At 66.2% G+C, this 17,272-nt stretch carries 17 protein-coding genes; 6 read left to right on the top strand and 11 right to left on the bottom strand.

What is annotated here, in order from left to right:
- Nucleotides 1-100 precede the first annotated feature (100 nt).
- From PA6_RS13480 to PA6_RS13460, 5 genes are all read right to left on the bottom strand, one after another.
- Nucleotides 101-397, bottom strand: coding sequence for a winged helix-turn-helix domain-containing protein (locus tag PA6_RS13480; RefSeq protein WP_021701484.1), 297 nt, complete (start codon nucleotides 395-397; stop codon nucleotides 101-103).
- A gap of 112 nt (nucleotides 398-509) precedes the next feature.
- Nucleotides 510-3,341, bottom strand: coding sequence for a valine--tRNA ligase (locus tag PA6_RS13475; protein WP_021701483.1), 2,832 nt, complete (start codon nucleotides 3,339-3,341; stop codon nucleotides 510-512).
- An 87-nt stretch (nucleotides 3,342-3,428) separates the two neighbouring features.
- On the bottom strand, nucleotides 3,429-3,890 hold the full coding sequence (locus PA6_RS13470) for a hypothetical protein (protein ID WP_021701482.1): 462 nt from the start codon (nucleotides 3,888-3,890) through the stop codon (nucleotides 3,429-3,431).
- Between the two features lie 79 nt (nucleotides 3,891-3,969).
- Nucleotides 3,970-4,386, bottom strand: a complete 417-nt coding sequence (locus tag PA6_RS13465) for a DNA polymerase III subunit chi (protein WP_021701481.1) — start codon at nucleotides 4,384-4,386, stop codon at nucleotides 3,970-3,972.
- Between the two features lie 8 nt (nucleotides 4,387-4,394).
- Nucleotides 4,395-5,882: a leucyl aminopeptidase gene (locus PA6_RS13460; RefSeq protein ID WP_021701480.1), complete on the bottom strand. Its 1,488-nt coding sequence runs from the start codon at nucleotides 5,880-5,882 to the stop codon at nucleotides 4,395-4,397.
- 142 nt (nucleotides 5,883-6,024) lie between these two features.
- On the opposite strand from PA6_RS13460, the gene lptF reads away from it, so the two are divergent.
- The gene (gene lptF, locus PA6_RS13455; RefSeq protein ID WP_021701479.1) at nucleotides 6,025-7,158 is read left to right on the top strand and encodes an LPS export ABC transporter permease LptF; all 1,134 of its coding nucleotides are present in this window, start codon (nucleotides 6,025-6,027) and stop codon (nucleotides 7,156-7,158) included.
- Nucleotides 7,151-8,212, top strand: a complete 1,062-nt coding sequence (gene lptG / locus PA6_RS13450; RefSeq protein ID WP_021701478.1) for an LPS export ABC transporter permease LptG — start codon at nucleotides 7,151-7,153, stop codon at nucleotides 8,210-8,212. The genes lptF and lptG overlap by 8 nt, the downstream gene beginning before the upstream one ends.
- Before the next feature lie 148 nt (nucleotides 8,213-8,360).
- On the opposite strand, the gene PA6_RS13445 is transcribed toward lptG, so the two are convergent.
- Entirely contained in the window at nucleotides 8,361-8,558 is a 198-nt protein-coding gene (locus PA6_RS13445; protein ID WP_021701477.1) for a hypothetical protein, read from the bottom strand.
- Nucleotides 8,559-8,635: 77 nt separating this feature from the next.
- On the bottom strand, nucleotides 8,636-9,901 hold the full coding sequence (locus tag PA6_RS13440; RefSeq protein ID WP_021701476.1) for an Hsp70 family protein: 1,266 nt from the start codon (nucleotides 9,899-9,901) through the stop codon (nucleotides 8,636-8,638).
- A 143-nt stretch (nucleotides 9,902-10,044) separates the two neighbouring features.
- On the opposite strand from PA6_RS13440, the gene PA6_RS13435 reads away from it, so the two are divergent.
- Together PA6_RS13435 and PA6_RS13430 are read left to right on the top strand one after the other, a co-directional pair.
- The gene (locus tag PA6_RS13435; protein ID WP_021701475.1) at nucleotides 10,045-10,968 is read left to right on the top strand and encodes a substrate-binding domain-containing protein; all 924 of its coding nucleotides are present in this window, start codon (nucleotides 10,045-10,047) and stop codon (nucleotides 10,966-10,968) included.
- A 17-nt stretch (nucleotides 10,969-10,985) separates the two neighbouring features.
- Entirely contained in the window at nucleotides 10,986-11,726 is a 741-nt protein-coding gene (locus PA6_RS13430; protein ID WP_021701474.1) for a substrate-binding periplasmic protein, read from the top strand.
- Nucleotides 11,727-11,734: 8 nt separating this feature from the next.
- Here the strand turns inward: PA6_RS13430 and PA6_RS13425 are convergent, their stop codons facing one another.
- Together PA6_RS13425 and PA6_RS13420 are read right to left on the bottom strand one after the other, a co-directional pair.
- Nucleotides 11,735-12,451, bottom strand: coding sequence for a DUF4198 domain-containing protein (locus PA6_RS13425; RefSeq protein WP_021701473.1), 717 nt, complete (start codon nucleotides 12,449-12,451; stop codon nucleotides 11,735-11,737).
- Nucleotides 12,452-12,462: 11 nt separating this feature from the next.
- Nucleotides 12,463-14,553 carry a TonB-dependent siderophore receptor gene (locus tag PA6_RS13420; protein WP_021701472.1) on the bottom strand — a complete coding sequence of 697 codons (2,091 nt, stop codon included), beginning with the start codon at nucleotides 14,551-14,553 and terminating at the stop codon, nucleotides 12,463-12,465.
- 216 nt (nucleotides 14,554-14,769) lie between these two features.
- Between PA6_RS13420 and PA6_RS13415 the strand changes: the two genes are divergently transcribed.
- Entirely contained in the window at nucleotides 14,770-15,633 is an 864-nt protein-coding gene (locus tag PA6_RS13415; protein ID WP_021701471.1) for an isocitrate lyase/PEP mutase family protein, read from the top strand.
- Here PA6_RS13415 and PA6_RS22520 read toward each other — a convergent pair.
- Nucleotides 15,623-16,360: a substrate-binding periplasmic protein gene (locus PA6_RS22520; RefSeq protein WP_021701470.1), complete on the bottom strand. Its 738-nt coding sequence runs from the start codon at nucleotides 16,358-16,360 to the stop codon at nucleotides 15,623-15,625. The two genes, PA6_RS13415 and PA6_RS22520, sit on opposite strands and share 11 nt — an antisense overlap.
- A gap of 105 nt (nucleotides 16,361-16,465) precedes the next feature.
- Between PA6_RS22520 and PA6_RS13405 the strand changes: the two genes are divergently transcribed.
- Nucleotides 16,466-16,732, top strand: coding sequence for a DksA/TraR family C4-type zinc finger protein (locus PA6_RS13405; protein WP_021701469.1), 267 nt, complete (start codon nucleotides 16,466-16,468; stop codon nucleotides 16,730-16,732).
- Here the strand turns inward: PA6_RS13405 and PA6_RS13400 are convergent, their stop codons facing one another.
- Nucleotides 16,733-17,197 (bottom strand): YMGG-like glycine zipper-containing protein, encoded by a 465-nt coding sequence (locus PA6_RS13400; protein WP_021701468.1) that lies wholly within the window; start codon nucleotides 17,195-17,197, stop codon nucleotides 16,733-16,735.
- Nucleotides 17,198-17,272: the final 75 nt, after the last annotated feature.

Raw genomic sequence — 17,272 nt, 5'->3', positions numbered from 1 at the left:
GTGGTGGTTGATGTACAACTTATCTTGAATGATTTCTTGTACAAGTCAAATTTCTTGTACAGATATTTCCGGCGAACAGAATCGACGTACAGATTCGCCGTCAGGGGTAGCCGAGCAGCGCCTTGATCTGGGCCAGATGCGCCGCCACCCAGGCACGGTCGATCGGGCCCCAGTCGCGGATTTCATAGTGCCCGGCGTTGTTGCGCTCGCCATCGTGCTGGATGAAGTCGCAGTGGATATCCAGTTCGGCCAGCGCCGCCAGGGTGTCCTGGGCGGTGCGCCGCGGCATGCCGGTGGCGGCCATCAGCGCCGGCACGCTGCTGGCGCTGCCGCTGTCGATCAGCCAGGCGACGTAGAGGCGGCGGTAGAAGCTGGTGCGGGTCTTGCTGACTTCCATGGGCGCTCCTGATGTGTTCCCTGGGGCTTCCAGGCTGCTCCGAGTGGCCTGCGGCAGGGCGGGCGAGGGGGTAAAAGCACGAGGCCCGCGTTTAGCGGGCCTCGGCTTCAACTTACAGATTGGCGATCTTCTCGCGCTGCTCGACCAGCTTGGCCAGTGCCGCTTCGGCTTCGGCCAGCTTGGCGCGCTCCTTGTCGAGCACTTCGGCCGGGGCCTTGGCGACGAAGCCTTCGTTGCTCAGCTTGCCGCCGACGCGCTGGACTTCGCCTTGCAGGCGCTGGATTTCCTTGTCCAGGCGCGCCAGTTCGGCGTCCTTGTCGATCAGCCCGGCCATCGGCACCAGTACCTGCATCTCGCCGACCAGGGCGGTGGCGGACATCGGCGCTTCCTCGCCAGCGGCCAGCACGCGTACCGACTCCAGCTTGGCCAGCTTGTTCAGCAGCGGCTCGAAGTCGGCCAGGCGGCGCAGGTCTTCGGCATTGGCGTTCTGCACGATGATGTCGATGCGCTTGGCCATGGAGATCTTCATCTCGCCACGGATCTGCCGCACGCCGAGCATCAGTTGCTTGACCCACTCGATGTCGCCTTCGGCAGCGGCGTCGATACGCTCCTCGGCTGCTACCGGCCAGGGTTGCAGCATAAGGGTGGCGCCGTCCTTGCCGGCCTGGGCCTTGATGCGCTGCCAGATTTCTTCGGTGATGAAGGGCATGAACGGGTGGGCCAGGCGCAGGATCACTTCCAGCACGCGCACCAGGGTGCGGCGGGTGCCGCGCTGGCGCTCGATCGGGGCGTTTTCGTCCCACAGCACCGGCTTGACCAGTTCGAGGTACCAGGCGCAGTACTCGTCCCAGATGAACTCGTAGAGGGCCTGGGCGGCCATGTCGAAGCGGAAGGCATCGAGGTGGCGGGTCACGTCCTGTTCGCAGCGCTGCAGCGCGGAGATGATCCAGCGGTCGACCGGTGACAGGTCGACGGCCTCACCATTGATGCCGGTGTCCTGGTTATCGGTGTTCTCGATGACGAAGTTGGCAGCGTTCCACAGCTTGTTGCAGAAGTTGCGGTAGCCCTCGACGCGGCCCATGTCGAACTTGATATCACGACCGGTGGAAGCCAGCGCCAGGTTGGTGAAGCGCAGGGCGTCGGTGCCGTAGGCGGCGATGCCTTCGGGGAACTCGGCGCGGGTCTGTTTGGCGATCTTCTCGGCCAGCTTGGGCTGCATCATGCCGCTGGTGCGCTTGGCCACCAGGGCTTCCAGATCGATGCCGTCGACGATGTCCAGCGGGTCGAGCACGTTGCCCTTGGACTTGGACATCTTCTGGCCCTGGCCGTCGCGCACCAGACCGTGCACGTACACGGTCTTGAACGGGATCTGCCCGGTCAGGTGGGTGGACAGCATGATCATCCGGGCGACCCAGAAGAAGATGATGTCGAAGCCGGTGACCAGCACGTCGGTGGGATGGAAGGTCTTGAGGAAGTCGGTCTGCTGCGGCCAGCCGAGGGTGGAGAAGGTCCACAGGCCGGAGCTGAACCAGGTGTCCAGCACGTCTTCGTCCTGACGCAGGGCGATGTCACCCAGGTTGTGCTTGGCGCGGACTTCCGCCTCGTCGCGGCCGACATAGACGTTGCCGGCCTCGTCGTACCAGGCCGGGATGCGGTGGCCCCACCACAGCTGACGGCTGATGCACCAGTCCTGGATGTCGCGCATCCAGCTGAAGTACATGTTCTCGTACTGCTTGGGCACGAACTGAATCTCGCCGCTCTCGACCACGGCGATGGCTTTTTCTGCCAGCGGCTTGGTGGAGACGTACCACTGGTCGGTCAGCCACGGCTCGATGACGGTGCCGGAGCGGTCACCCTTCGGCACTTTCAGGGCGTGGTCTTCGATCTTCTCCAGCAGGCCGGCGGCCTCGAAGGCGGCGACGATCTGCTTGCGCGCGACGAAGCGGTCGAGGCCGGCGTATTCGGCCGGCAGGCTGCCGTCGATCTCGGCGTTGACGCTGCCGTCGATGTTGAACACCTGGGCCTTGGCGAGCACCTGGGCGTCCTTGTCGAAGATGTTGATCAGCGGCAGGTTGTGGCGCTTGCCGACTTCATAGTCGTTGAAGTCGTGGGCCGGGGTGATCTTCACGCAGCCGGTGCCGAACTCGGGGTCGCAGTAGTCGTCGGCGATGATCGGGATGCGGCGGCCCACCAGCGGCAGCTCGATGTAGCTGCCGATCAGGGTCTTGTAGCGCTCGTCTTCCGGGTGCACGGCCACGGCGGAGTCGCCGAGCATGGTTTCCGGGCGGGTGGTGGCGACGATCAGGTAGTCCAGGCCCTCGGCGGTCTTCTTGCCGTCGGCCAGCGGGTAGCGCAGGTTCCACAGGTGGCCCTTCTCGTCGTGGTTTTCCACTTCGAGGTCGGAAATCGCGGTGTGGAACTTGGTGTCCCAGTTGACCAGGCGCTTGCCGCGGTAGATCAGGCCGTCCTGGTGCAGGCGCACGAAGGCTTCCTTCACGGCTTCGGACAGTCCCTCGTCCATGGTGAAGCGTTCGCGCGACCAGTCCACCGAGGAGCCCAGGCGACGGATCTGCCGGGTGATGGTGCCGCCGGACTGTTCCTTCCACTCCCAGACCTTCTCCAGGAACTTCTCGCGGCCCAGGTCGTGGCGGCCGATGCCCTCGGCGGCCAGCTGGCGCTCGACCACCATCTGCGTGGCGATGCCCGCGTGGTCGGTGCCCGGCTGCCACAGGGTGTTGCGGCCCTGCATGCGGCGGAAGCGCACCAGGCAGTCCATGATCGAGTTGTTGAAACCGTGGCCCATGTGCAGGCTGCCGGTGACGTTCGGCGGCGGGATCATGATGGTATAGGGCTCGCCGGAACCTTGCGGGGCGAAGTAGTTGTTCGCCTCCCAGTTCTGGTACAGGGCGGTTTCGATGGCGTGGGGCTGGTAGGTCTTGTCCATGAGTCGGCGGGACCGTATTGGCAACTGAGCGGGAAGCCGCCGAGTATAACGGCTGGCGCCACCCGTGGGCCACTGGCCGCCGTATGGCTAGGCTTTGGGCTGCTTGAGCAGGCGGTCCAGGCGGGCGTCCAGGCGACGCTTGAGCTCGGCCTCGATCTGCGGCACGAAGTCGTCGATCACATCCTGCAGGATCAGCTGGGCGGCGGCGCGCAGCTCGGCGTCCAGTTTGCCCTGGGCCGCCAGGCTCTGCTGCACGGTGCTGCCGATGCTCGCGGCGCTGGGGGTTGCCGGCACAGGGCGCGTGGGCTGCGGCTGGGGCGGTGCGACGGCGGGTTGCACCGGATAGGACAGGGTGACCGCGGCCAGCGGCGCGGTGGCCGGTGCGTCCGGGCCCGGTTCGATGATTTCCGACAGCACGGGAATCTGCAGGTCATCGTCCAGTGTTTCGGTCAGCAGCGGCGGTTCCAGTTGCTCTTTCTCCAGCAGCTGGCGGATGGCTTCCAGGTCATCCAGCAGGAGATCGGGCTTTGGTGGTTTGGAGCTGTCCATAGGCATTGCAGGCTGGGAAGGTGGCCGAGGCGGCCGATTCTACGCTCTGTGGCGGGCTATTTCGAGAATGCGCTGCATTTCACAGCTCGACGCGCTGCGGGTCGTGACCCAGCTGGCGATACTGGCGGAAATTCTCGCGACACTGGGCCAGCAGCGCCGGCTCCTGGTTGACGATCTCGATCACCCGATTGAACCGGGCCAGGTGCGGCGACAACTGCGGGTGCAGGTTGAGCAGCACGCCGCCGGCCTGCGCCGGCTCCTGGTCCAGGCCGATCACCACCGGTGCCTGCGCATCGTCCTCGTGCAGGCCGTGGGGGATGAAGGATTCCGGGCGGAAGCTCCACAGCAGCCGGTCCAGCTCCTCGCACTGCGCCTGGTCGGCGCCGCGCAGGAACACCGGCAGGCCGGCCTTCCAGGCCTTGGCGGCGAGCTGGCAGGCCGCGCGCAGGCGGCCTTCCGGCGTGGCGCTGGAGAGCACGTAGAATTCGACGCGCATGGGCCGGGTCAGGCCTGGGCGCGGTCGAGCAGGTACTGGGTCAGTAGGGGTACCGGGCGGCCGGTGGCACCCTTGTCCTTGCCGCCGCTGACCCAGGCGGTACCGGCGATGTCCAGGTGCGCCCAGTGGTAGTTCTTGGCGAAGCGCGACAGGAAGCAGCCAGCGGTGATGCTGCCGGCCTTCGGTCCGCCGATGTTGGCGATGTCGGCGAAGGGGCTGTCGAGCTGTTCCTGGTACTCGTCGTGCAGTGGCAGCTGCCAGGCGCGGTCGTCGGCGTGCTCGCCGGCCTTGAGGATCTGTTTCACCAGGGCGTCGTTGTTACCCATCAGACCCGACACCACCGAGCCCAGGGCCACCACGCAGGCGCCGGTGAGGGTGGCGACGTCGATCACTGCCTGCGGCTTGAAGCGCTCGGCATAGGTCAGGGTGTCGCACAGCACCAGGCGGCCTTCGGCGTCGGTGTTGAGGATTTCCACGGTCTGCCCGCTCATGGTGGTGACGATGTCACCGGGGCGGGTGGCGCGGCCGCTGGGCATGTTCTCGGCGCAGGCCAGCAGGCATACCAGGTTGATCGGCAGTTGCAGCTCCAGCACGGCGCGCAGGGTGCCGAGCACGCTGGCGGCGCCGCACATGTCGTATTTCATCTCGTCCATGCCGGCGGCCGGCTTGATGCTGATGCCGCCGGTGTCGAAGGTGATGCCCTTGCCGACCAGGGCGAAGGGTTTTTCGTCCTTCTTGCCGCCCTGGTAGTGGAGCACGATCATCCGCGGCGGCTGCTCGCTGCCCTGGGCCACGGCGAGGAAGGCGCCGGCGCCCAGCTCCTTGAGCTTCTTCTCGTCGAGGATGTCGACCTTGAGGTTCTTGTGCGCCTTGGCCAGGGCCTTGGCCTCTTCGGCCAGGTGGCTGGGGTGGCAGAGGTTCGGCGGCAGGTTGCCGAGGTCCTTGGTAAAGGCCATGCCGGTGGCGATGGCGCGGGCGTGCAGGCTGCCGCGCTCGACATCGGCCAGTTCGGCCTTGTCGACGACCAGGGTGATCTTCTTCAGCGTCTTCGGCTCGGCCTTCTTGCTCTTGAACTGGTCGAACAGATAGCCGCCATCGGCCAGGGTTTCCACCAGCAGGCGGGCCTTGCCGTAGGCATCGCGGCCCTTGACCTTGAGTTCGCCGAGGGCTAGCACCGCGTCGCCACCGCCGAGGTTCTTCAGTACGCCATGGGCGGCTGCAACCAATTTGCGGAACTGGCGGTCGGAGAGTTCGCCCTTGCCGCTGCCGAGCAGCAGCACACGCTCGGCCTTGAGGCCCGGCAGGCTGTGCAGCAGCAGGGTCTGGCCCTGCTTGCCGGCGATGTCGCCGCGCTTGAGCACGGCCGAGATGGCGCCGCCGCTGGCATCATCCAGCGCCTTGGCGGCGGTGCCGAGCTTGCGGCCCTCGCCGAGGGCGACGACCAGGGTGGCGGTCTTCAGGGTTTCCGGGCGGGTGCTTTTGACGAGGAATTCCATGGTGAGCTGTCCCCAAGACAAAGAGTCGGGTTTGCAGGATAATGCCGGCTATTTTTTCGAGGTCCGCCGTGGCGGGCCGTGCAACCGAGTGCGGCTAGTGTGAGCGTTGCCGCCTGAGCCTGACAACCCTGGAGCGTCCGGTTTGATCGTCTTCCGTTATCTGTCCCGCGAAGTGCTGGTGACCCTCAGTGCAGTGAGCGCCGTGCTGCTGGTGATCATCATGAGTGGGCGTTTCATCAAGTATCTGGCCCAGGCCGCACAGGGAGTGCTGGACCCGAGCGTGCTGTTCCTGATCATGGGCTACCGCATGCCCGGCTTCCTCCAGCTGATCCTGCCGCTGGGCCTGTTCCTCGGCATCCTGCTGGCCTACGGGCGCCTGTACCTGGACAGCGAGATGACCGTGCTGTCCGCTACCGGCATGAGCAACCGCCGCCTGCTCGGCTACAGCATGGCGCCGGCCGCCATCGTCGCCGTGATAGTCGCCTGGCTGAGCCTGGGCCTGGCGCCGCAGGGCGTGGCCGAAGTGGCGAAGATCTTCAACCAGCAGGACGCCATGACCGAGTTCGACACCCTGGTGCCGGGGCGTTTCCAGGCGATGAAGGATGGCTCGCGGGTGACCTATACCGAGGGCCTGTCCGACGACCGCGGCCAGCTGGCCGGCGTGTTCATCAGCGAGAAGCGCATGCAGCGCCAGGTCGAGGGTGAGAAGCCGAAGCAGAGCGGCATCACCGTGCTGGTGGCCGAGAAGGGGCGGCAGGTGATCCAGGCGGACGGCAGCCGCTACCTGATCCTGGAGAACGGTTACCGCTACGACGGCAATCCTGGCCAGGCCGACTATCGTGCCACCCAGTACGAGACCCACGGCGTGCTGCTGCCCAAGCCCAGCGTCAGCGCCGAGATCGGCGAGCGCGAAGCGGTGCCCACCCGCGAGCTGATCGGCAGCGACGAACCGCGCTACCAGGCCGAGCTGCAGTGGCGCCTGTCCATTCCGCTGCTGGTGTTCATCGTCACCCTGCTGGCGGTGCCGCTGGCACGGGTCAATCCGCGCCAGGGCCGCTTCCTCAAGCTGTTGCCGGCAATCCTCCTGTATATGGCCTACCTGGCGCTGCTGATCGGCGCGCGCGGCCAGCTGGACAAGGGCAAGATTCCCATGGAGCTGGGCCTGTGGTGGGTGCACGCATTGTTCCTGCTGATTGGCGCCGCACTGTTCCTCTGGCAACCGATGAAACTCAAGCTGGCCAGTCGCCGTGCAGTCAAGGAGATGGCCCATGCATAAGCTCGACCGCTATATCGGTACCAGTGTCTTCCTGGCCATCCTCTCGGTGCTCGGCATCATCGTCGGCCTGGCCCTGTTGTTTGCCTTCATCGACGAGCTGGGCGACCTCAGCGACAGCTACGGCACTCTGGAGGCACTGATCTACGTGGTGCTGACCCTGCCGCGGCGCGCCTACGAGATGCTGCCGATGGCCGCGCTGATCGGCTGCCTGATCGGCCTCGGCAGCCTGGCCAGCAACAGCGAGCTGACCATCATGCGCGCTGCCGGCGTGTCGGTCGGGCGCATCGTCTGGGCGGTGATGAAGCCCATGCTGGTGCTGATGCTGGTCGGCGTGCTGATCGGCGAGTACCTGGCGCCCTGGAGCGAGAACCAGGCCCAGGCCCATCGTTCGCTGGCCCAGGGCGGCGGCGAGGCACAGAGTTCCAAACATGGCCTGTGGCATCGCCAGGGCCAGGAGTACGTGCACATCAACGCCGTGCAGCCGGGCGGCAAGCTGATCGGCGTGACCCGCTACCAGTTCGACGAACAGCGCAAGCTGCAAGCCGCCAGCTTTGCCCGTCGCGCCCAGTACCAGGGCGACCACTGGCAGCTGGAAGAGGTGAAGACCACGCTGTTCCATGACAGGCGCACCGAGGTGCAGCAGGCCGACCGCCAGCGCTGGGACATCGAGCTCACGCCGCAGTTGCTCGGCACCGTGGTGCTGGCGCCGGATGCCCTGTCGATCAGCGGCCTGTGGCGCTATATCCATTACCTGGGCGAGCAGGGGCTGAGCAATGGCAGCTACTGGCTGGCGTTCTGGACCAAGGTGCTGCAGCCGCTGGTGACCGCCGCGCTGGTGCTGATGGCGATCTCCTTCATCTTCGGCCCGCTGCGCTCGGTAACGCTCGGCCAGCGCGTGTTCACCGGCGTGCTGGTGGGTTTCGTGTTCCGCATCGCCCAGGACCTGCTGGGGCCGTCCAGCCTGGTGTTCGGCTTCTCGCCGCTGCTGGCCGTGGTGGTGCCGGCGGGGATCTGTGCCCTGGCCGGCTTCTTCCTGTTGCGCCGCGCCGCCTGATTAGGCTGTGCCAATAAAAAGGCCGGGCATTTGCCCGGCCTTTTTTGTTGCACGAACCCTGTCGTAGCCCGGATGCAATCCGGGACGCAGGCAGTACCGCCCCCCGGATTGCCTCCGGGCTACTTCGGGGCGGCTCTGGCGCACGGCTTCACTGCTGGTCCAGCTGCTCCTGCAGGCGTTGCTGGCTCTGGGCATTGACCTGATCGATCTGCTGCTTGAGCTGCTCCATCTGCTGCTGGGCCTGCTGCGCCTTGTCGGCTTGCAGCTTGGCGGTGGTGGCAGTGGCCGCGCCGCCGTCGCAGGCGGCGAGGGCGAGCAGGCTGGCGAGAAGCAGGGCATTGCGCATGGCGATCTCCGTAAGTGGGCGAAGGCTAACCCTAGCGCACCCGGCGCTGGCATTCAGCAGCCGGGCGCGCCAACGGCTCAGCCGTAACGACGCGCGGCTTCGATGGCCAGGCCGCTGCCGATGCTGCCGAAGCTGTTGCCCTCGGTGGCGCGGGCATTGGGCAACAGGGCGGCGACGCTTTGGCGCAGGGCCGGTACGCTGCTGGAGCCGCCGGTGAAGAAGATCGTGTCGACCTCGGCATGGCGCACGCCGGCGCGGTTCAGCAGTTCGTCGACGCCGGCGCGAATGCGCTGCAGCAGGCCGTCGATGGCCTGATCGAACAGCGGCCGGTCGAGCAGCACCTGCAGGTCATCCTCGATGCGTGCCAGGTCAATGCGGTGGCTGTCCTGCTCGGTCAGGGCGATCTTCGCCTCTTCCACCTGCATCGCCAGCCAGTGGCCGGCACGCTGCTCGGTGAGGCGCAGCAGGCGGTCGACGCCGGTCGGATCGACGATGTCGTAGCGCATGTTCTTCAGCGCCAGCTGGGCTTTCTGCGCGTACACCGCGTTGATGGTGTGCCAGGTGGCCAGGTTGAGGTGGTGGCTGGTGGGCATCAGCGCGTCGCTCTTCATCCGGCTGCCGTAGCCGAACAGCGGCATCACCCCGTCCAGGCTCAGCTGCTTGTCGAAGTCGGTACCGCCGATGTGCACGCCGCCGGTGGCGAGGATGTCGTCCTGGCGCTCATTCAGCTCGCGACGCTGCGGTGCCAGGCGCACCAGGGAGAAGTCCGAGGTACCGCCGCCGATGTCGACGATCAGCACCAGCTCCTCGCGCTGGATCGTGCGCTCGTAGTCGAAGGCCGCGGCAATCGGCTCGAACTGGAAGGACACGTCCTTGAAGCCGAGTTTGTGCGCCACCGCCAGCAGGGTGTTGGCGGCCTCGGCATCGGCGAGCGGGTCGTCGTCGACGAAGAACACCGGGCGGCCCAGCACCACTTGGTCGAATTCGCGCTCGGCCTGGCTCTCGGCGCGCTTTTTCAGCTCGCCGATAAAGAAGCCGAGCAGGTCGCGAAAGGGCAGGGCGCTGCCCAGCACGGTGGTTTCGCTTTTCAGCAGCTTGGAGCCGAGCAGGCTTTTCAGCGCACGCATCAGGCGCCCTTCGTAGCCATCGAGGTACTCGCTCAGGGCCTGGCGACCATAGACCGGGCGGCGCTCTTCGGTGTTGAAGAAGATCACCGAAGGCAGGGTGATCTTGCCGTCTTCCAGTTCCAGTAGCGGCTCCATGCCCGGCCGCCACCAGCCGACGGTGGAGTTGGAGGTACCGAAGTCGATACCCAGGGCATTGGCGGGGGAGGCTTGATTCATGGTGCGGTGGTTCCGGAAAAACGGCCGCGCATTCTATGCGAGACTCTTGCCTTGTGCGCGGGCAGATGGTCTGTAGTTCGGGAACCTGTGGTCGCGGCTGCTAAACTCTCAAGGTCGCCGACCGCCAGGAACAGGCTGAGTCAATGAAGTACAAGCTCAAGAACTGCTGGTTGTGCTGCTGGCTGCTGCTCAGTTCGGCGGCGGTCGCCCAGGAACGCTGCATCAGCCTGGTCACCAGCGCTGGCGGGCAGTCGTTCTGGGGTCAGGTGCGCCAGGCTGCGCAAGCCACTGCCGCCGAGATGCAACTGCCCTTGCACGCGCGCGGCCCCGCCCGCGATGGCGATACCCAGACCCAGCTGGAGCTGATCGAGCGGATGCTCAAGTTCAACTGTCGCGTGCTGATCGTCGCGCCCAGCGGCCCCGAGGTCGGTGTACGCATGGCTCAGCTCAGAGCGCAGGGCGTGACGGGCCTGTACATCGACCGTGATCTGGACGATGGCGCCGTGCTTGCCTCCATTGCAACCGACAATTACGGTGCCGGCCGCCAGGCCGGGCGCGAGATGGCGCGGGCGCTCGGCGGGCAGGGCAGTGTGGCGCTGCTGCGGCTGAGCCCCCAAGTGGCCTCGACCAGCAGCCGCGAGCGTGGTTTTCACGATGGCGCGCGCGACGCCGGGCTACGGATTGCCGTCGATCGGTATCTGCCCCTGTCCGACTCCCAGGCAATGTTCGCCCTCGGCGAAGAATTGCGCGCGGTGGATGGCCTGTTCACCCCCAGCGAGGCGACTACCCTGGAGATGCTCGCCACGCTGCGGCGGCTGGGGCTGGCTGGCAAGCGGGCGCACATAGGGTTTGATGCGAGCCCCATCCTGGTCGACGCACTGGAGCGCGGAGAGCTCGTCGGGTTGATGGTGCAGCAGCCCAGTCAAATTGGGGTGGAGAGTGTCATCCGGGCGCATCGGGTGCTCGATGGTGATCTCGAAGGGCCGCGGCAGGTCCGTTTGCCTGCCGTCTATGTGAACAAAGACAATTTCGATGACGAGACGGTGCGGCGATTGCTGATGCCTTGATCGTGTGGGAGGTAGGTATGCCCTCATGGGGTGCCGGCTTGCTGCTACTGCTGCTGTTGCAGCCCATGGTGTGCCTCGCCGAGTTGCGCCTGCTGACCGAGGAAGCGCCGCCGACCAGCTTCCTGCGTGATGGCCAGCCCGAGGGTTATGCGGTGGAGGTGGTGCGCGAGCTGATCCGCCGTACCGGCAACCAGGCCCGTATCGAACTGATGCCCTGGACCCGTGCCTACTTCCTGGCCAAGAGCGAGGCCGACACCGGCCTGTTCTCGGTGGTGCGCACCACCGAGCGCGAGGCGCTGTTCCAGTGGGTCGGGCCGATCCTGCAGGGGGCGACGCGCTTCTATTCGCTGAAGAGCAGCAAGCTGCGCATCGACACCCTGGAGGACGCGGCCCGCGCCGGCACCCTGGCCCTGCCCAAGCAGTGGTACACCTACGAGACGCTACAGCGCATGGGCTTCACCAACCTGTATGGCGTGCCCAGCTCCCGGCAGATGGTGACCATGCTCAAGCATGGCCGGGTCAAGCTGATCGCCACCGAAGACCTGACCCTGCGCGAGGAGCTGGCCAGCGGCGGGCTGACGCCTGTCCAGGTCCAGCCGCACCTGGCATTCATGCGTTCCGACTACTACATCGTCTTCTCGCCGCAGACGGCGCCGGCCCTGGTCGAGCGCTGGCGCGGCGAGCTCGATGGCATGCGCCGCGATGGCAGCCTGGAGGGCATTCTGCAGCGCTGGCTGCCCGCCGCACGGGGGCGCTGAGCCCGCGCCTACTCGTGATGGGCCTGGCCGAGGAAGGTCAGCGAGCTGAACAGGCCCAGTTCTTCGATATCCGGGTTGCCCTTGACCGGCAGGTACAGCTCGGCCGCGATGATGTTCAGGCCTTCGTTGCGCACCACGACTTCGGCGTAGCCCTGGGCGTCGGTGGTGGCGCTGACTTCATGGGGCATGCCGCGGTAGTCGCCGATCAGCTTCACCTCCCTGGCCGGCTTGCCATCCACCAGCACCTGCACGCGCAGCGGCTTGCCGGGGCCGACGGCGAGCGGATCGCTCTGCGGCACGATGGCCAGGCGCAGCTTGCTCAGGTCCGGCAGTTTGGCGCCGGGGGCGAGCAGCGCCAGGCTGTATTTGTAGGTGTGCAGCGAGTGGGTGGAGTTCGGCACCTGGCGGCGGCCCTGGTTGATCCACTGTTTGTCCGGCGTCTGCGACCAGGCGCCGTTATCTAGGGCTACCGCCAGCACGGCCGGTGCGCGCAGCGGCTGCAGGCGGGCATGGTCGTGCAGGCGCTGCACGGTCACCGGAACCATCTTGCCGGTGCCGTCATGGGCCCAGGCGCCACTGATCTTGTCGGCCTTGAAGGCATCGTCCTCGGCACCGTGGCCGTAGATGACTTCATGGTTGCCGCGGCGCTGTTCGGTCCACAGGCCGTGGGCGGCGGCCTGGCCGCAGAGGAGAAGGCCGGCGAGCAGCAGGGGAAGAGTACGCATCGAGAAAGTCCTTAGAGCGCCAGGCTCAGGTTGAAGTTGAGGTTGCGCGGCTCGCCGGGCAGGACCCAGACGCTGTTGTAGCTGCGCTCGTAATACTTGCGGTCGAAGACATTGTTGAGGTTCACGCCCAGGGTGACGTCCGGGCTGACCTTGTAGTGGGCCAGCAGGTCCAGCGTTTCGTAGGCGTCGAGGCGGAAGTCGCTACCGGCCTCGCCAGCGCGGTCGCCGACGTAGGTAATTGCCGCACCAATGTCCGAGCCCTGCAGGGCGCCGCCCTGGAACTCGTACACCGCCATCAGGCTGCCGCTGTGCTGTGCCACGCCCAGCAGGTCGCTGCCGGTGGGGATGGCGGCGTCACCCTGGGTCACTTCCGCATCGATATAGGCGTAGGCGCCGATGACTCGCACGGCGTCGCTCAGCTGGCCGCTGAACTGCATGTCCAGGCCCTGGCTGCGCGCCTCGCCGGCCGCCACGCTCTCACCGAGGGCGTCGGTGGTGATGACGTTTTCCTTGTCGATATGGAATAGGGCGATGGTACCGCCCAGGCGGCCGTCGAGCAGATCGAGCTTGAGGCCACTTTCGTAGCCGATGCCTTGCTCCGGTTGGTACACCTGGCCCTGGCTGCCCAGGGCGTTGGGGCGGAAGGACGTCGAGGCGTTGGCGAATACGCCGACCTGCGGGGTGAGCTGGTACAGCGCGCCGATACGCGGCGTGGCGACGTCTTTGTCCTGGTGGGTCCAGATGCCGCTGGTGCGGTTCAAGGCATGCTGTTCGATCCGCTCCAGGCGCACGCCGAGCAGGCCGCGCAGGCGCTCGCTGAAGGTGATCTGGTCCTGCAGGTTGAGCGCATAGCTCTCGGTCTGCTCGAAGAAGTCGTTGGCGCTGGTGATCGTCGGCTTGGGCGCGCCGTACACCGGGTGGTAGATGTTCTGCCCGTAGCCGAGCGACAGGCCGCTCTGCGGGTACTTCTGGCTGTTGCGGTAGTTCTCGTACTCCACGCCGGCGAGCAGCTGGTGCTTCCAGCCGAGGCCCTCGACCTGGCCGTGCAGTTCGGCCTGGGTGATGCTGTCGTTCCACTCGAAATCGCGCTGGCGCAGGCGGCGGGTGACGCTGTCGCCAACCAGCGCGCCCGGTTCGCTGGAGTCGCCCTGCATATGGCCCTGGGTGTAGTGGTTGGCCAGGCGCAGCTTCCAGTCGTCGTTCAGGTAGCGCTCCAGCGCCAGGTCGAGGGTCTGGTTGTCGTTGCGAATGTGGCCGTCGTTCGGCTCGCCGAGGAAGGTCGAGCGCGACACTGCGCCCATCTCGCCGTTCACCGCCGGGATGCCGCGGTCGAACACCGACTCGGTGCGGGACAACTCGGCGTCCAGCTGCAGCGTGGTGTCCGGGTCGAGCTGCCAGGTCAGCGAGGGGGTGACGATCTGGCGACGGTTATCCACATGGTCGCGGAAGCTGCCGTTGTCCTCGACCGCCAGGTTGATGCGCGACAGCAGGCTGCCGTCGCCGCGCAGCGGCGTGTTGCTGTCCAGGCTGGTGCGGTAGCGGTCCCAGCTGCCGGCGCTGAGATCGAGCCGGGTGAAGGCTTCGTCCTGCGGGCGCTTGCTGACGATATTGACCAGGCCGCCGGGATCGCCGCGCCCATACAGGCTGGCGGAAGGGCCCTTGAGCACCTCGATGCGCTCGATGGCGCCGGTGTCCGGCGCGCTGTAGCTGCCGCGGTTGATGGCGAAGCCGTTGCGGTACAGCTCGCCGGTGGTGAAACCGCGCACGCTGTAGTTGTAGAAGGTCAGGCCACCGAAGTTGTTCTGTCGCGACACGCCACTGGCGAAGTCCAGGGCGCGGTCGATGCGCGTGCTGCCGAGGTCCTGCAGTACCTGGGCGGGAATCACCTCGATGGTCTGCGGGGTGTCGCGGATATCGGTGTCGGTGCGGGTCGCGGTGGCGGAGCGGGTGGCGCGGTAGCCCTCGACCGGGCTGGAGGCGCTTTCCAGGTGGCTGTCACTGATCGACAGGCTCTCCAGCTGCAGGGGCTCTTCGGCCCAGGCGGAGAGCTGAAGCAGCAGTGAATATATTCCAATCACTCCAGTTATTTTTTGGTTATTCATGCAGATTCCTTATATAGATGAAATAACATAACAAAATACGAAAGGATTAATCCAGCACCGCGCCATGGGGCTAGGCTGGAAGATGAAGGCGCGCGCTGCTGAAAGCGGGGCGCAAGGCAGGTCTGCAACGCTGTGCAGCGAATGCCTGGCTGGTTTTGTAGTTTTACTACATAATTGGCTGACCCAACGCGAACATAGCCAGCCGTAGTGCATCCCATGCAAAGAGCCTCCCACCACGATCTACGCGCGCAGTTTCGCGCGCTACTGGCCTCCAGTGCCTGTTACCACACGGCATCGGTATTCGATCCGATGTCCGCCCGGATTGCCGCCGATCTCGGATTTGAGGTCGGCATCCTGGGCGGTTCTGTAGCTTCACTACAAGTTCTGGCAGCGCCCGACTTCGCCCTGATCACCCTCAGCGAGTTCGTCGAGCAGGCCACCCGCATCGGCCGGGTAGCGCGCCTGCCGGTGATTGCCGACGCCGACCACGGCTACGGCAATGCGCTCAACGTGATGCGCACCGTGGTCGAGCTGGAGCGCGCCGGCGTGGCGGCGCTGACGCTCGAAGACACCCTGCTGCCTGCCCAGTTTGGCCGCAAGTCCACCGACCTGATCGGCGTCGACGAGGGTGTCGGCAAGATCCGCGCGGCACTGGAAGCGCGGGTCGACCCGGACTTGGCGATCATCGCCCGCACCCACGCCGGGGTGCTCGAGGTGGACGAGGTGATCCGCCGCACCCAGGCCTACCAGGAGGCGGGCGCCGATGGCATCTGCATGGTGGGCGTGCGCGACTTCGAGCATCTGGAGGTGATCGCGCAGAACCTCAGCGTGCCGCTGATGCTGGTCAGCTACGGCAATCCGTCGCTGCGCGACGACGCGCGCCTGGCCAGCCTCGGCGTGCGCATCGTGGTCGATGGCCATGCCGCATACTTCGCCGCGATCAAGGCCACCTACGACTGCCTGCGCGAGCAACGCGGCATTGCCGCCAGCGACCTCAACGCCACCGAGCTGACGCACAAGTACACCCAGCCCGAGGACTACATCGTCTGGGCTCGCGAGTACATGAACGTCAAGGAGTAGCGATCGCCTGCTCGATCAGGCGCTGCAGCGAACCGTCCTGGCGCATCTCCGCGAGGGTCCGGTCGAAGCGCTGCAGCAGCTCCTGCTGACCTGCCGCCCGGGCGAACACCAGATAGGTCGGATTGATGCTCAGCGGCTGCGGCAGTGGCTCCAGCTGCTCCAGGCCGGCGTGTGTGAGCAGGCGCTGTCCGGCCAGTTCGATGGCAATCACCGCGTCCAGGCGGCCTGAGGCCAGCTTGCGCAGGTTGGCTTCGTCCGAACTGCCCTCCTGGGCATCGATCTGCCCGGTGCGTGCCGCCTGGTCGAACTCTTCCGTGTAGCTCCAGCCGCGAATGACGCCGATGCGTTTGCCGTGCAGATCCTCGATGCCGCGAAACGGCAGGGGCCTCTCGCGGTGCACGTAGAGCAGCAGGCGCTCCTCGAAGATCGGCGCCGAGTAATCGAAGACCTGCAGGCGCTCGGCATTCTGGTAGATGCCCGCAATCCCCACCTCACCTGCGGCGCCTCGTAGTAACGCACGCTTCCAAGGCATGGCCTGGATGCTCAGGGGTTCGCCGAGGCGGGCAAATACCGCCTGCACTATCAGCGGGTAGAGCCCCATGGGCTGGTTGTCCTGCTGGTACATGAACGGCGGGTTGGCGTTGTCGATGGCGACCCAGGTCTCGGCTCGCGCCGGCAGGGCGCTGCAGCACAGCATGAGAATCGCCAGCAGGCGCAAGCGTGACATCGGCAGAATTCCTCCGTGACTCCCTCAAGCATAGCCGCCGCTGCACTTGCATTCGCGGACCGGTGGGCGCATATCTGCGCCAGAGCGCAATCCCCGGAGGTGCACATGGCTGGAGGCTGGACCAACGACAGCGCCGTGCAAGAACAGATCGACAGCAGCATCGAAGATGCCGTCGCCCGCGCCCGCAGCCAGCTGCCGCGGGGTGAGAGCCTGAGCCGCTGTGAGGAGTGCGATGTGCCGATCCCCGAGGCGCGCCGCCAGGCCGTGCCCGGCGTGCGTCTGTGCGTGAACTGCCAGGCCGCCCACGATCGCGAACAGGCTGCCTTCAGCGGCTACAACCGACGTGGCAGCAAGGACAGCCAGCTGCGCTGATCAGGGGCTGAGCGAGTAGCCGCGGGCGCTCATGCAGTTGATATAGGCCTGGCTGGAGCCGCTCTGCGCGGCCTGCTCGTTGCGCCTGTCCGCGCGTCGCTCGCGGCGCTGGCGCGAGCCGCCGACCACCACGCCGGCGGCGGCTGCCTCGCGCGCCTGGTTCTGCCGGTATTGCTGCTTCACATCGTCATCGATGCGGTCATACACCTCGTCGTGGCGCTGGCCACGCACTTCGGCGGCCGCTGCTCCTGCTGCCGCGCCCACGGCGGCGCCACGCAGACGCTCGCCGCCGATACCCGAGGAGGACGTGGCGGAGCTGCCGGCGGTCTTGCTCTGGCAGGCGGCGATGTCGTTCTGAATCTGCTGCTGGCTCTGGCCGTTGAGCGGGATCAGCGTTTCGCCGCTGACTGCGCCGCAGCACAGCAGGGCGCAGGTCAGCAGCATGGGACGAGGGGAGACGGGCATGGTGCTCTCCTGGAGCGGAGTGGTGGATTTACTCTAGCCCCGAAAAATCTGTCTGATCCGCTGGCTGGATAGCCG

Origin of the sequence: Aquipseudomonas alcaligenes NBRC 14159, assembly GCF_000467105.1 — a bacterium.
GTDB lineage: Bacteria > Pseudomonadota > Gammaproteobacteria > Pseudomonadales > Pseudomonadaceae > Aquipseudomonas > Aquipseudomonas alcaligenes.
The sequence above is the reverse complement of the archived record's forward strand: the minus strand, read 5'-3'. Positions and strand labels throughout refer to the sequence as shown.